Raw genomic sequence first — 13,644 nt, forward strand, 5'->3', positions numbered from 1 at the left:
GATCAAGTGCCAGTCAGCTGAAAACCTCGCAGCAGCTTTGCCAGAAGCTGCTGCGAGAGGGCGGCCATTGCCAGGCACAGGAAAGCCCGGCCTGCCAAAGGCCGCACTCAATCCAGCTTGATATTGTTCGCCGCGATCACGCGACCCCACTTGCTGCGCTCGGCGCGCACGAACTGGCCCATCTGCTCGGCGCTGCCGGGCATGGGCTCCACGCCCATGGCGGCCAGGCGTGCCTTGGTGCGGGTGTCGGCCAGGGCCTGCTGCAGCGACTGGCTGAACTTCTTGACCACGTCGGCCGAGCTGCCCGTGGGCACGACGATGCCCTGCCAGGCATAGCCCTCGAAACCTTTCAGACCCTGCTCCTGCAGCGTGGCGACCTGGGGCAGAACGTCCACGCGGGCGGGGCTGGCCACGCCGATGGCCTTGAGCTTTTTCTCGCTCAGGAAGGGAATGATGGTGGCGCTGTCGGCCCACATGGCAGGGATCTGGCCGCCGACCACGTCCTGCACGGCAGGGGCCGCCCCGCGGTAGGGCACATGGGTCATGTTGCTGATGCCCGCCTGTTCGCGGAACAGTTCGCCCACCAGGTGGTGGGGGCTGCCCAGTCCGGCCGAGCCCCAGCTCACGCCGGTCTTTTGCTGTTTGGCCCAGGCCAGGAATTCGGCGAGGTTGGTGGCGGGCACCTCGTTGTTGACCACCAGCAGCATGGGAAAGCGCACCAGCATGCCCACGGGCTTGAAGTCGCGCTCGGCGTTGTAGTTGAGCTTGCTGAACAGGAAGGGGTTGGCCGCCAGCGTGGCGAAGTCGGCCGTGAACATGAGGTTGCCGTAGTCGCGCGAACGGGCGCTGTACTCGGCCGCGATGTTGGTGCCCGCGCCGGGCTTGTTGTTGATGACGATGACCCGCTCCATGTTGCGGCCCATGGCTTCGGCGATGACGCGGGCGACCACGTCCGAGCCGCCGCCGGCCGCATAGCCCACGACCCATTCCAGGGGCTTGTCCTGTGCCAGGGCGGCAGGCCCTGCGGCCAGGGCCAGGCCCGAGCAGGCCAGTGCGGCCAGAAACTGCTTGCGTTGCATCCTTGTCTCCATGTTGTATGCGGCGCCCTTGTGAGATGTCCAAGGTGTGAGGCGGGCGCCTTTGTGGGGATGGCAGGCCGCCGCACGGGCGGCGGCGCGCGGCTTCAGGCGGCCGCGTGCACCGGGGCGACCGGCGTCACGGCGCCGCGCTCGGCCGGGTCCGCGCCGGCAGGGGCAAGTCCTGCGCTGGCGCGGGCCAGTTCGAGCGCATGCAGCAAGGTGCCCTGGTGGCCGATGTGGTTAGCCAGCAGCAGCACGAGGCGGGCATTGAGGGCATGGCTTTGCGCGGTATCGAGCCCCTGGTGGGTGGCGATCAGGGCTTCGTAGAAATCGTCGCAGGCCTGCAGGTTGGGGTGGGTGGACAGCAGCATGGCGGTCTCCTGACAAAAATGAGGGAATCCTTTGGTGGGGCCTCCACCAGGGACAGCGAGCAAGGGCCGCCCCGCAGCGAGGCTGTCGTCCCCCTCCCGCGTAGCGAGAGAGGGCGCCGTGCAACGGGGGAAGGCGCGAAGCGACTCAGGGGGAGGCTCTTTGGAGAGCGGCGCGCACGCCGGCCTCGTCGGGGCGGCGCCAGCGCGCGCAGACATGCTGGTCAGGCCGAAGCAGGTAGCTGGTGCCGGGGCGCGCATCCAGGCGTTGGGCCGCCAGGCCGCGCGCATCGATGAGGTCGGCGCCGTGCGCATGGGCCTCGCCCTCGGCCGCGATGGACAGGTTGAGCACGCCGGGCAGCGCCTGCGCCCAGGCGGGCGTGGGGCCGAAGTGCAGCAGCGTGAAGTCCGGTCCCAGTGCGCGCAGCAGCCAGGCCGTGCCGTCTGCGCCGGGCCGGCGCATGGGCGCATCGGCCAGCACGGCGCCGGGCAGCTGCGTTCCGTCGAAGGTGTCGGTGTCGGGCGTGTTGAGCGCCGAGCCATGCAGCGTGGCCGGCACGGACAGCCGCCCGCTGTTGACGATGCGGCGCGCGAATTCATGGTCGCGCGCCAGGTCCAGCACGGCGTCGCGGAACAGGCGGCTGATCTCGCTCTTGGGCGTGATGAAGTCGGTGGCGCGCGTGGAGTTGCGGATGTTCTCGTCGGCCGCGTATTCGCGCTCGGCGCCGTAGGTGGCGATCAGCGAGGCATCGGCCTGGCCGCGCAGCACGCGGTCCAGCTTCCAGGCCAGGTTCTCGGCATCCTGCACGCCGCTGTTGGCGCCGCGTGCGCCAAACGGCGAGACGCCGTGGGCGCTGTCGCCCGCGAAGACCACGCGGCCATGGACGAAGCGGTCCATGCGCAGGCAGGCGAAGGTGTAGACGCTGGCCCATTCCAGCTCGAAGGGCGCGTCCTTGCCCAGCAGGGCGCGGATGCGCGGCACGATGTTCTCGGGCTTTTTCTCTTCCTCGGGATCGGCGTCCCAGCCCAGCTGGAAGTCGATGCGCCAGACATCGTCGGGCTGGCGGTGCAGCAGCACGCTCTGGCCCGGGTGGAAGGGCGGGTCGAACCAGAACCAGCGCTCGGTGGGGAATTCGGCGTGCATCTTCACGTCGGCGATCAGGAAGCGGTCGCGGAAGATGCGGCCATGGCTTTCCTGGCCCAGCAGGCCGCGCAGCGGCGAGCGCGAGCCGTCGCAGGCCAGGACCCATTGCGCATCGATGCGGTAGCTGCCGTCTGGCGTCTCCACGGTCAGCAGCGCACCCTCGGCCTGCGGCTGCAGCGCCGTGACCTTGCTGTGCCAGCGCAGGTCGATCAGCGGCAGCTGCAGGGCGCGCTCGACCAGGTAGGCCTCGGCGTAGTACTGCTGCAGGTTGATGAAGGCCGGGCGCTCATGGCCGTCCTCGGGCAGCAGGTCGAAGCGGTACAGCGGCTGGTCCTTGAAGAAGACCTTGCCCAGGTTCCAGGACACGCCCTTGTCCACCATGGCCTGGCCCACGCCCAGGCGGTCCCAGATCTCCAGCGTGCGCTTGGAAAAGCAGATGGCGCGCGAGCCCGTGGACAGCCGGCAGTCGTTGTCCAGCAGCACCACGCGCTGGCCGCGCTGCGCCAGGTCGATGGCCAGCGACAGGCCCACGGGGCCGGCGCCGACGATGACCACGGGATGCCGGGCGGGCGTGTCCGCACCGGCGTCCTGGTCGGCATGGCGCTCGTAGGGAATGTGGATGGACTGTATGTCTGCGCCGCTGCCGCGCAGCGCTTGCAGGGAGATGGCGGGGTGGGACATGGTGTTCGTCCTCTGGCGTGGGCAGTGTGGAAAAAAGGGCGCAGCCATCCCCGCCGGCGCGCCAGGGCGCCGGTTCACGGACGGGTGCGATGGGCGGGCGTGCCGGTGTTCAGGCCCGGACGCCGCCGTGCATCAGCCTTCGAGCGCCAGCCACATCTGGCGGTCGCGCTCGGCGGTCCAGATGCGCGGGTCGGCGTGGCCCGATGCCTCGTCATAGGCGCGGGTCACATCGAAGGGCATGCAGTGGTTGAAGATCACCCACTGGCCGTACTTGGGCTGCAGCTTGGCGAAGGCGGCCTCGTAGACCTTGCGCAGGTCCTGCTGGGCGTCGGCGCCGGCCTTGACCTCGGTCCACAGGTCGCTGATGAAGTCGCGCGTGCCGGCCAGGCCGGCCTGCACCTCGGCCGGCGTCTGCAGCGCGGCGCCCCGGCCGGGCACGAGCTTTTCGGGCTGCAGGGCGGCAATGGCGTCCAGCGTGTGCGGCCAGTCCTGGAAGTAGGCGTCGCCCGCATAGGGCGTGGCGCCGAACTCCACCAGGTCGCCGCTGAACAGCACCTTGTCCTGGGGCAGCCAGACCACGGTGTCGCCCTTGGTGTGGCCTCGGCCCAGCTGCAGGATCTGCACTTCCAGCTTGCCCAGCCACAGCGTCATCTTGCCGGTGAAGGTCAGGGTGGGCCAGGTCATGCCGTCGGGCACGCTTTCCACGTTCTGGAACAGGCGCGGGAAGCGGCCGATCTCGCTGGCCTTGTCCTGCTCGCCGCGTTCCACGATCAGGTCGTAGGTGTCCTGGCTGGCAATGATGTGTTCGGCGCCTTCCGCAAAGAAGGCCGAGGCGCCCAGCACGCGCACCGCGTGGTAGTGCGACAGCGTCACGTACTTGATGGGCTTGTCGGTGACCTCGCGGATGCGGCGGATCACGTCCTGGGCCATGACGGGCGTGGCCTGGGTGTCGATCACCATCACGGCGTCGTCGCCAATGATGATGCCGGTGTTGGGGTCGCCTTCGGCCGTGTAGGCGTAGGCGTGCTCGGAGAGCTTGTCGAAGCTGACCTGCTTGATTTCGAGGTCGGCGGCGGAGGCAAAGGTCTTGGTGGTCATGGGTATCCTGCTTTTGAGATGGACAAATGCATTTGTTTTTATCGAATGCCTGAATGCTAGGGAAAAATTCAACATTGAACAATTCATTTGACATAGTGAAAAACCCTCGGGGCCACAAACTCCGGGTTCCAGCCTTCACAATGCCTGCCATGTCCGATGCCGCCTCCTCCCCGAACGACCCCGTCTTCCCCTCCGACAGCGCCGATGACGAGCCCACGCGCGGCCCGCGCGGCATCCAGAGCGTGGAGGTCGGCGGCCAGTTGCTCAAGGCGCTGGCGCGCACAGGCCGGCGCATGGCGCTGAAGGATCTGGCGCGCGAGGCCGGCATGACGGCGGCCAAGGCCCACCCCTACCTGGTGAGCTTTTGCAAGCTGGGCCTGATGGAGCAGGACCGCGCCAGCGGCCACTACGGCCTGGGGCCGCTGGCCATACAGATGGGGCTGATCAGCCTGCAGCAGGCCGATCCCGTGCGCCTGGCGATTGCCGAGCTGCCCGCGCTGGCGCAGGAGGTGGGCAGCACGGTGTCGATTGCCATGTGGAGCGGCCAGGGGCCCACCATCATTCGCGTGGAAGAGGGGCCCACCCATGTCTACGTGGCCATGCGCCACGGCACGCCCGCATCGCTGCGCCATACGGCCACGGGCAAGATCTTTGCGGCCTTCGGCGAGCCCGGGCGCATTGCGCCGCTGCTGGACGCGGAAGGCCACAGCCTGGAGGAGCCGGCCTTCGCGCAGGAGCTGGCCGCCATCCGTGCCAGCCGCCTGAGCCGGGTCGAGAACCAGCTGCTGTCAGGCGTGAGCGCGCTGGCCGTGCCGGTGTTCGACGGCTTTGGCCAGCTGGTGCTGGCCATTGCCGCCATCGGCCCTTCGGCCACGCTGGACCTGGACCTGCAAGGCCGGCCGGCCCGGCTGCTGCAGGCCCAGGCGCGCAGCCTGTCCCAGCGCCTGGGAGCGCCGGCCCAGGCCTGAGCGCACGGCCCCCGGTGGGGTTCAGTGGCGCTTGGTTAAGGCTCAGTGCGTGAGCAGCAGCTGATCCCGGGCAGGCGCACGCCCTTCCAGCGTGAAGCCGGCCACCGTGCGCGACAGATGGTGGGCCTGCTCGTTGAGCACGGATGATGCGGCGGTGGACTCCTCCACCAGCGCGGCGTTCTGCTGCGTGGCGCGGTCCATGTCGGCCACGGCCTGGTTGATCTGGCCGATGCCCACGCTCTGCTCGGTCATGGCTCCGTTGATCTCGACAATGATCTGGGAGACGCGCTGGATGCCGTCCACGATCTCGCCCATGGTCTGGCCGGCGGCGCGCACGCGCTCCGTGCCCATGGCCACGCTGGCGCCCGAGGCGTCGATCAGGGTCTTGATCTCCTTGGCGGCCGCCGCGCTGCGGTGGGCCAGGCTGCGCACTTCTGCCGCCACCACGGCAAAGCCCCGGCCCTGCTCACCCGCGCGGGCTGCCTCGACTGCGGCATTGAGCGCCAGGATGTTGGTCTGGAAGGCGATGGCGTCGATGACGCCGATGATCTCGCCGATCTTGGACGAGGCCTTGGAGATGTCGTCCATGGTGCTCACGGCGCTGCCCACCACGTCGCCGCCCTTGGTGGCCGAGCTGCTGGCCGACTGGGCCAGGCGCGTGGCCATGGCGGCCGCCTCGGCCGACTGGCGCACATTGGCCGTCAGCTGCGACAGCGAGGCCGAGGTCTGCTGCAGGCTGCTGGCCGAGGACTCGGTGCGGTTGGACAGGTCCAGATTGCCCAGCTTGATCTCGTCGGTGGCGGTCTTCATGGACTCCACGCCGTTGCGCACATCCTTGAGCACGGTGCCGATCTGCTCGACGAAGCCGTTGAAGGACGAGGCGATCTGCGCCACTTCGTCATCGCCCGACACCGGCAGGCGCTGCGTCAGGTCGCCGCCGCCCGAGCCGATCTTGTCCATGGCGTCGCGCACCTGAGACAGGCGCCGGAAGGACTGTGCCGTCAGCGCCGCCGCCACGGCGGTTGCCAGGCAGGCCAGCAGCACGATGGCAATGGCCAGCGTCTTGAGCACGCTTTGCAGGCCGGTCGTGGCCTCGGCCTTGTCCAGCGCCACCACCAGCAGCCAGTCCGTGCCCTGCACCGGGCGGGCCTTGAGCAGCTTGGCGCTGCCGCCCAGGCTCACTTCCAGGGGCGCCGTGGCGCTGGCCAGCGCGGTCAACGCGGCCGGCGTCAGCAGCTCGGAGATGTCGGAGGTGGGCTTGAGCAGCAGCTTGGCATCGGCATGCGCCAGCACCTGGCCGTCACGGCTGACCACGAAGCCCAGGCTGCCGGGCGTGGGGCGGATGGCCGAGACCACCTCGCGCACGCCCTCCAGCGGCACGGCGCCGCTGATCACGCCCTGCAACGCGCCGCCGCGCAGCATGGGAGCCACGAAGGCCACATAGGGCACGCCCGTGGTGGAGTCGCCATAGGGCTTGGTCAGCGTCAGCTTGCCGGCCTGCACGGCGCTCTTGTACCAGGGGCGGGCCGTGGGGTCGTAGTCCGGCGGGGTGCTGGTGGTGGACTTGAAGGTCTTGTCCTGCCAGCCCACCGTGGTGATGGGGAAGCCGCTGGCCTGGCCCATGTGGGCGGCAAAGCCCTGCGGGTCGCCATGCTCGATCACGGCGGCGGCGGCACTGACGGCGCGTGCCTTGGCGGCCACCCACTGGTCGATGGCCATGGTGTTGCCTGCGGTGATGGCGTCCAGGTCCTGTTCGATGGTCTGGAACGTACTGCCGCGAACGATGTGGTACGTGGCAGCCCCCGTGATGGCAAGGGCGCCGACCACGGTGGCTGTGCTGATGGCAAGGATCTTGGAGCGAAGGGTCTGGAGCATGGCGCGGCAAGGGAAGACTGAGGACTCCGCAAGCCGCGATGGCCGGGCATGCGGCCCTGTCATTAACGCACAATTTGTTTCATTTTTGACGACATGCCAACCCTGGGGTGGCGTGCACCAACTTGCGCGCAACACCTGTCATAGAGGCATTTGCTGCAGTGCACCATTGCAGTGCGGTGTGACATGTTGCTGTAACGCAACCGTCGCGGGACTTTCATGGCGGCTTTCCACAATGGCGGCACGCAGGCAAACCGAGTGGCACAGGCAGGCCACCGACTGCGTCCAACATGACGAGGAAGGCGGGCATATGGACGTTCTTGACACCCTTCGCAACGCGGCGATCGACGTCGCCAAGCCCCCGCTTTCCGCGCTTCTCAAGCCACCCCAGGCCGCAGACAAACCCCTGCGGCTGGACGTGCGCTGGGCCCGGCACCTTGACGAAGTGCGACAGGTGCAGCGTCTGCGCCATGCGGTGTTCGCCGCCGAGATGGGCGCCGTGCTGCAGACGCCGCTGGCCGGACACGACATCGACGCCTTCGACGACTTCTGCGAGCACCTCATGGTCTGCGATGCCGACCGGGGCGTGGTCATCGGCACCTACCGCCTGCTGACGCCCACCCAGGCGCTGCGCGCCGGCGGCCTGTACTCCGACCAGGAATTCGACCTCGCCCCGCTGCACGCCTGGCGCCCGCGCATGGTGGAGCTGGGCCGCAGCTGCGTGCATGCATCGCACCGCCAGGGCGGCGTGATCCTGGCGCTATGGGGCGCACTGGCCGAATTCATGCAGCGCAACCAGCTCGACGCCATGGTCGGCTGCGCCAGCATTCCCATGCAGTACCCGGGCCTGGCCCATGGCGAGGGACCGGCGCGCGTCTGGCAGCAACTGCGCCAGACCCATCTGGCCGAGCCTGAGCTGCAGGTGCGTCCCCGCGTGGCCCTGCCCGAGGAGCTGGCCTCGGTCAGTACCAGCGGCATGAGCGTGGAGCCGCCCGCGCTGATCCAGGGCTATCTGCGCACGGGCGCCAAGGTGCTGGGCGCGCCGGCCTGGGACAGCGACTTCAACACGGCCGACCTGCCCATCATGATGCGCATGCAGGACCTGCCTTCGCGCTACCTGCGCCTGTTCACGCGGCGCGGCTGAGGCCGGCGCGGCGATATGGGGGACATTCCGGGAAGAGAGGGCGGATCCGGCTTCTTGTGCAATGAGCCGGACCGTGATGTGCATCACAGGGCTGTCACAAAGACCGTGCATGATGCTGGATGTGGGCTGAAGCAGACACCCGGACGGAGGCAGGTAACCTGCACCGGACTGACCGGGCCTTGGTCCACGCCAATTCGAGGCCGCAGCCTGTTCGCAGGCTGCGGCCTTTTTCATGGACTACTTTCCTGGGTCATCGCCGGGCCAATGCCGGGCTGCTGTGCGGCGGGCGCCGCATCGGCCAGCAGACGCTGGTGCTCGATCTTCACGCAGCGGTCCTGCACGGTCCACAGGCCTGCGGCACGGGCCTGCTCCAGGGCGGCATCGTTGACCACGCCCAGTTGCAGCCACAGGCAGCGTGCGCCGACGGCAACGGCCTCGGCGGCCAGCGGCGGGATGTCCTCGCTCTTTCGGAAGCAATCGACCATGTCGATGCGCAGGCCCTGGGCGGCCAGCGCGGCCGCAGCGTCGGCCAGGCTGGCATGGACGGGCTCGCCCAGGATGCGGCCGCCCTCGCGCGCCACCACGGGGTTCACGGGAACGATGCGGTAGCCATGGCGCTGCATGTACTGCGAGGCCTGGTGGCTGGGCCGCTCGGGCTGCGGCGACAGGCCGACCACGGCCAGGGTGCGGCACTGCACGAGGATGTCGCGCAGGCGGGAGTCTGTTGCTGTATCGCTCATGCGCCGCAGTGTACGCAGTGCATGCAGCTCAGGCGGGCAGGGCTGTCGCGTCTGCAGCATGGCGGCGGCGCAGCACCATCCCCCAGCCCAGCCCCAGCACGGCGGCCGTGGCCGAGGCCATCAGCACCCCCAGCTTGGCGGCATTGAGCAGGGCCTCGCTGTCAAAGGCCAGCGTGGCGATGAAGATGGCCATGGTGAAGCCAATGCCTGCCAGCAGGCCGGCCAGCAGTGTGTCGCTCCAGCCCATGCCCGGCGGCAGCGCGCACATCCGCAGGCGCACGGCCAGCCAGCAGCTGAGCAGCACGCCCAGCGGCTTGCCCAGCACCAGGGCCAGGGCCACGCCCCACATCACGGCCGATGCGCCCGCCACATCGATGCCAGCGGTGCCCGCGCCCTGCAGCGGCACGCCGGCATTGGCCAGCGCAAACAGCGGCATCACGCCAAAGGCCACCCAGGGATGCAGGTCCGCCTGCACGCGCTCCACGGGCGCGGCGCTTTCGCGGCCTGCCAGCGCGTGCACGGGTGTCACCAGGCCCAGCACCACGCCGGCCAGCGTGGGATGGGCGCCGGTCTGCCAGATGCCCCACCAGAGCACGGCGCCCGGCAGCACATAGGCCCAGGCGCGGCGCACGCCCAGCGACTGCAGCAGGAACACGCCGGCCAGGCCGGCGGCGGCCACCAGCAGCTGGCTCCACTGCAGCCCGCCCGAATAGAACAGCGCAATGATGAGCACGGCCACCAGGTCGTCGATGATGGCCAGCGCCAGCAGGAACACGCGCAGCGCGGGCGGCAGGCCCCGGCCCAGCAGGGCCAGCACGCCCATGGCAAAGGCGATGTCGGTGGCCGTGGGCACGGCCCAGCCGTTGCGCAGCGGCGGCGCGGCATTGAAGGCCAGGAAGATCAGGGCCGGCGCCACCACGCCGCCCAGCGCGGCCATCACGGGCAGCAGCGCCTGGCGCGGCTGGGCCAGTGCGCCGGAATGCATCTCGCGGCGTATCTCCATGCCGACCACGAGAAAGAACACGCTCATCAGCGCATCGTTGACCCAGAAATGCAGGGACTGCGACAACTGCCACGGGCCCAGGCCCAGGCTCAGGGGCGTGTGCCACAGCGCCTCATAGGAGCCGGCCCAGCCGGAGTTCGCCCAGAGCAGGGCGGCGGCCGCTGCCAGCAGCAGCACGATGCCGCCCGCGGCCTCGGCATGGGACCAGCGGGACAGGAAGGCGCCGACGCGGTCGGCGAAAGACAGGAAAAGGGGCGTGCGCGGGCCGGACGGCCGCGGGGTCGTGTAGGTGTTCATGTGCAAAGCAGCAAAGGGGCCTTGCGGCCCCGGTGCGCAGGCGGCCCGACCTGCGCTATCAACACCTGTCCTGCCGCCCCATGCGGTCTGGACACCCAGCCGCCATTATAAAAGAACCCCCCACGCTCCCTTTGCTGCGCAAGGTCCGCTGCCCCCGAGGGGGCCGCTTTTTGCCTTGGGGCGGCCCGGCGGCGAAAAATCGGCGGCCGGGACTCTTGCGCAAGACCCTGCGGATTCAGGGCCTGGGCGGCTCATTGCGCGCAACGCATTCGGCCAGCAGCCCCAGCGAGGACAGCGCAATCATGAAGACCAGGAACACATAGGCCGCCGTTGCCACGCCCAGGCTCATGCTGAAGCCCCATTGCAGCACCGAGCAGGCCATGCCGGTCTGCGGGTACATCGCCGTGCATTGCGATGCGGCGGGCATGTGCACGTACCAGGTGACGGCGATGAACATGGCGCCCGCCACCATGGCGGCATTGCCCCAGGGATGGGTCTGCGGGTGGTACAGCGCATAGATCAGCGCCACGGGAACGGCCAGGCCCCAGGCGAACATCATCAGCCAGCTGAACACCGGCGAGACCGCCAGGATGGACTGCAGCCATCCCATCTTGGGCAATCCGTTGACGAAGCCCAGCAGGTCCCAGACAAAGGGCAGAACGATCCCCGCCACGGCCAGGCTGGCAAGCCCCAGCGCCAGCAGCAATCCCTTGCCGCGTGAACGATGGTGCACCCCCGAAGGGTGCGAATGGGTGATCAGTGCATGCATGGCCCACCTCCTGTGTCGTGCAGGGCGGGCAGTTGCCGCGCGGGCGGGTCTCCGGAGTCGGGCGGCAGCCGCGGCGCCTAGCGTTCGGATTGCGGTATTCCCCGGATGCATCCAGTCTAGGACGGCGTGCGCTGCAACAAATGTAGGCCTGGGACCTACCCAAAATCGGGGTTTGTCCCAGGAGGGCGTGCCGTCAAAGCGCGGCCAAGGCCCCCAGTACCTCGTTCTTCGATAGCAGCTCGCTGAGCACCACCGGCGGCTTGCCCGGCGCATGCAGCACATAGACGGGCACGCCGCTGCGGCCCAGTTGCTGCAGCGCGGCGGTGATGGCCGGGTCGCGCCGCGTCCAGTCGGCGCGCAGCAGGGTCACGCCGTGCTGCTCGAAGGCGGCCAGCACCTCCTCATGGTTGAGCGTGGTGCGCTTGTTGACCTGGCAGGTCACGCACCAGGCGGCCGTGTAGTCCACGAACACGGGCTTGCCCGCCGCCTGCAGCTCGGCCACGCGGGCGGCCGACCAGGGCTGCCAGCGCTCGCCTGCAGCGGACGCCGTGCCCGTGCCCTCCGCCTGGGCAGGTGTGGCGATCAGGGGGGCGGTGGTGACCAGCAGCGCGCCCCCCAGCGCCACGGCCAGCGTGGCCAGCACGGCCCGCGTGCGGCCCTTGAGCGTCAGCGTCCAGACCAGGGCGCTGAAGGCCAGCAGCAGGGCCAGCAGCGCGGTGGCGGCGTCGATGCCGCTTTGGTGTCCCAGCACCCAGACCAGCCAGACCACGGTGGCGAACATGGGAAAGGCCATGGCGCGGCGGAAGGTATCCATCCAGGCGCCCGGGCGCGGCAGCCAGCGCACCACGGCGGGAACGAAGCTGGCCAGCAGATAGGGCAGGGCCATGCCCAGGCCCAGGGCGACAAACACCGTCAGCGCCTGCAAGGCCGGCATGTCGATGGCAAAGCCCAGCGAGGCACCCATGAACGGCGCCGTGCAGGGCGAGGCAATGGCCACGGCCAGCACGCCCGACAGAAAGGCATCGGCCACCGGATGCCGCGCATGGGCCGCAGCCCAGCGGCCGGGCAGCATGGAGCCGAATTCGAACAGGCCGGCCAGGTTCAGCCCCAGCAGCGTGAACAGGGCCGCCAGCAGGGCCACGATGGCCGGCGACTGCAGCTGAAACCCCCAGCCCAGCTGCTCGCCTGCCGCGCGCAGCGCCAGCAGCAGTCCGCCCAGGGCCAGGAAGGACAGGACCACGCCCGCCGTATAGGCCAGCCCTCCCAGCCGCTGGGCGCGGCGGTCCTGGCCATGTCGTGCAAAGCCCAGGATCTTGATGGCCAGCACCGGGAAGACGCAGGGCATGAGATTGAGGATCAGTCCACCCACCAGGCCACCGAGCAAGGCCATCCACAGGCTGGTGGCGCTGGCGGCCGGTGCGGCAGCCTGATTGGCAGCCAGGGCGGCGGCCAGCGCGGGGGAAACGCTGGCCATGGCGGCGGCCGTCCAGCGGCCCTCGACCGGGGCTTCGGCGCGCCAGGCCACGGGCTGGCCCTGCTCCAGCGCTGCGGCGCGCTCGGCAGGCGGCAGGGCCAGGACCACGGGCAGCCTGGCCGGGGTCTCGCCGCGCATGTCGGACAGGGGCAGCTCGGCCACCCAGGCCGCACCATCCCAGCGCTGCTGCCAGTCCTTGCCCAGCTCGGCTGCATGGCGGAAGGTGTCCGGTGATTCAGGATAGAAGTCCAGCGTGCGGCCCTGCAGGGCTTCCGGCAGACCCTCGATGCGCAGCTGCACGCGCTCGTCGGGCGTACTGCCTTCTGCTGCTGGCTGGCTGGCCGGCACCACCTTGGCCTGGGCCGGTGCAGGCAGTGCCTGGGGCTTGAGCGCCCAGGCCTGGATGAAGGCCTGACCCTGGCCTGCCGTGCTGCCCTGCACGGGCAGTTGCAGCTGGAAATCGCCTTCCTCGGGAATGCACTCCACGCGGCAGACCAGCCAGTTCGCATGCAGGCGCAGGTCCAGCATGCCGGAGGCGGGCGGCTTGAAGTCGGCGGCCACCTGCACGGGCACCGGCAGCAGCACCTGGCCCTCATAGCCGTAGTTGAGCAGAGGGCCCACGCGCAGCGCCTCGGGCACGGGCCACTGGATCTCGCCCGCCGTCAGGCCTGCAGGCAGCTGCCAGTTCAGCTCGGTGGCCAGGCCGGAGTCACCGGCGTTCTTCCAGTAGGTATGCCATTCGGGCTGGTGGGTGATCAGCAGGCCCAGCCACAGCGTCTGTCCGGGCTGAACGCCTTCGGGTGCCTGGGCCACGAGCTCGGCCCGCACGCGTGGCGTGTCCACGGCCGCTGCCGGGCCGCTGCCGGTCTTCAGGCGGATCTGCGCGCCGGCATGGGAGGCCAGCAGGCCGGTGGCGGCCAGGAGGAGGGCGAGAAGCCAGAAGGCGAGGCGCTGGGGTGCGGTGTGGCGAGGAGGCGTTTGGAGTGGCATGGCGGACTATGGGAGCC

At 69.5% G+C, this 13,644-nt stretch carries 11 protein-coding genes; 2 read left to right on the plus strand and 9 right to left on the minus strand.

Features of this window, described 5'->3' with window-relative positions; translation table 11 throughout:
* Positions 1-107: 107 nt before the first annotated feature.
* The 4 genes from ACFPFG_RS21085 to ACFPFG_RS21100 form a co-directional block, all read right to left on the minus strand.
* Positions 108-1,079, minus strand: coding sequence for a Bug family tripartite tricarboxylate transporter substrate binding protein (locus ACFPFG_RS21085; RefSeq protein ID WP_183020788.1), 972 nt, complete (start codon positions 1,077-1,079; stop codon positions 108-110).
* A gap of 104 nt (positions 1,080-1,183) precedes the next feature.
* Positions 1,184-1,450: a DUF2783 domain-containing protein gene (locus ACFPFG_RS21090; RefSeq protein ID WP_013800326.1), complete on the minus strand. Its 267-nt coding sequence runs from the start codon at positions 1,448-1,450 to the stop codon at positions 1,184-1,186.
* Between the two features lie 145 nt (positions 1,451-1,595).
* On the minus strand, positions 1,596-3,272 hold the full coding sequence (locus ACFPFG_RS21095; RefSeq protein WP_380108130.1) for an FAD-dependent oxidoreductase: 1,677 nt from the start codon (positions 3,270-3,272) through the stop codon (positions 1,596-1,598).
* A 132-nt stretch (positions 3,273-3,404) separates the two neighbouring features.
* Positions 3,405-4,370: an MBL fold metallo-hydrolase gene (locus ACFPFG_RS21100; RefSeq protein WP_013800328.1), complete on the minus strand. Its 966-nt coding sequence runs from the start codon at positions 4,368-4,370 to the stop codon at positions 3,405-3,407.
* Positions 4,371-4,519: 149 nt separating this feature from the next.
* Here ACFPFG_RS21100 and ACFPFG_RS21105 point away from each other — a divergent pair, with 149 nt between their 5' ends.
* Entirely contained in the window at positions 4,520-5,338 is an 819-nt protein-coding gene (locus tag ACFPFG_RS21105; RefSeq protein WP_380108133.1) for an IclR family transcriptional regulator, read from the plus strand.
* A gap of 42 nt (positions 5,339-5,380) precedes the next feature.
* Here ACFPFG_RS21105 and ACFPFG_RS21110 read toward each other — a convergent pair whose 3' ends face one another.
* The gene (locus ACFPFG_RS21110; RefSeq protein ID WP_312377086.1) at positions 5,381-7,213 is read right to left on the minus strand and encodes a methyl-accepting chemotaxis protein; all 1,833 of its coding nucleotides are present in this window, start codon (positions 7,211-7,213) and stop codon (positions 5,381-5,383) included.
* A 307-nt stretch (positions 7,214-7,520) separates the two neighbouring features.
* Here ACFPFG_RS21110 and ACFPFG_RS21115 point away from each other — a divergent pair, with 307 nt between their 5' ends.
* A complete protein-coding gene (locus tag ACFPFG_RS21115; RefSeq protein WP_312377087.1) occupies positions 7,521-8,354 on the plus strand; it encodes a GNAT family N-acetyltransferase in 834 nt (277 codons plus the stop codon).
* 230 nt (positions 8,355-8,584) lie between these two features.
* Here the strand turns inward: ACFPFG_RS21115 and ACFPFG_RS21120 are convergent, their stop codons facing one another.
* The 4 genes from ACFPFG_RS21120 to ACFPFG_RS21135 all read right to left on the minus strand — a co-directional run bounded on the left by ACFPFG_RS21120 (position 8,585) and on the right by ACFPFG_RS21135 (position 13,627).
* On the minus strand, positions 8,585-9,094 hold the full coding sequence (locus tag ACFPFG_RS21120) for a CoA-binding protein (protein WP_380108136.1): 510 nt from the start codon (positions 9,092-9,094) through the stop codon (positions 8,585-8,587).
* A 28-nt stretch (positions 9,095-9,122) separates the two neighbouring features.
* Entirely contained in the window at positions 9,123-10,394 is a 1,272-nt protein-coding gene (nhaA, locus tag ACFPFG_RS21125) for a Na+/H+ antiporter NhaA (RefSeq protein ID WP_197954709.1), read from the minus strand.
* A gap of 235 nt (positions 10,395-10,629) precedes the next feature.
* Entirely contained in the window at positions 10,630-11,163 is a 534-nt protein-coding gene (locus tag ACFPFG_RS21130) for a hypothetical protein (protein ID WP_013800334.1), read from the minus strand.
* Positions 11,164-11,356: 193 nt separating this feature from the next.
* On the minus strand, positions 11,357-13,627 hold the full coding sequence (locus tag ACFPFG_RS21135) for a protein-disulfide reductase DsbD family protein (protein ID WP_183020795.1): 2,271 nt from the start codon (positions 13,625-13,627) through the stop codon (positions 11,357-11,359).
* Positions 13,628-13,644: the final 17 nt, after the last annotated feature.

This window comes from Delftia deserti (assembly GCF_042653485.1).
Taxonomy (GTDB): domain Bacteria; phylum Pseudomonadota; class Gammaproteobacteria; order Burkholderiales; family Burkholderiaceae_C; genus Comamonas; species Comamonas acidovorans.

What these genes read in the sequence shown, in the direction of transcription:
- ACFPFG_RS21090 (WP_013800326.1), bottom strand. Translation starts at nt 1,450, where the DNA reads ATGCTGCTGTCCACCCACCCCAACCTGCAGGCCTGCGACGATTTCTAC.
- ACFPFG_RS21105 (WP_380108133.1), top strand. Translation starts at nt 4,520, where the DNA reads ATGTCCGATGCCGCCTCCTCCCCGAACGACCCCGTCTTCCCCTCCGAC.
- ACFPFG_RS21110 (WP_312377086.1), bottom strand. Translation starts at nt 7,213, where the DNA reads ATGCTCCAGACCCTTCGCTCCAAGATCCTTGCCATCAGCACAGCCACC.
- ACFPFG_RS21085 (WP_183020788.1), bottom strand. Translation starts at nt 1,079, where the DNA reads ATGCAACGCAAGCAGTTTCTGGCCGCACTGGCCTGCTCGGGCCTGGCC.
- nhaA (WP_197954709.1), bottom strand. Translation starts at nt 10,394, where the DNA reads ATGAACACCTACACGACCCCGCGGCCGTCCGGCCCGCGCACGCCCCTT.
- ACFPFG_RS21095 (WP_380108130.1), bottom strand. Translation starts at nt 3,272, where the DNA reads ATGTCCCACCCCGCCATCTCCCTGCAAGCGCTGCGCGGCAGCGGCGCA.
- ACFPFG_RS21115 (WP_312377087.1), top strand. Translation starts at nt 7,521, where the DNA reads ATGGACGTTCTTGACACCCTTCGCAACGCGGCGATCGACGTCGCCAAG.
- ACFPFG_RS21135 (WP_183020795.1), bottom strand. Translation starts at nt 13,627, where the DNA reads ATGCCACTCCAAACGCCTCCTCGCCACACCGCACCCCAGCGCCTCGCC.
- ACFPFG_RS21120 (WP_380108136.1), bottom strand. Translation starts at nt 9,094, where the DNA reads ATGAGCGATACAGCAACAGACTCCCGCCTGCGCGACATCCTCGTGCAG.
- ACFPFG_RS21130 (WP_013800334.1), bottom strand. Translation starts at nt 11,163, where the DNA reads ATGCATGCACTGATCACCCATTCGCACCCTTCGGGGGTGCACCATCGT.
- ACFPFG_RS21100 (WP_013800328.1), bottom strand. Translation starts at nt 4,370, where the DNA reads ATGACCACCAAGACCTTTGCCTCCGCCGCCGACCTCGAAATCAAGCAG.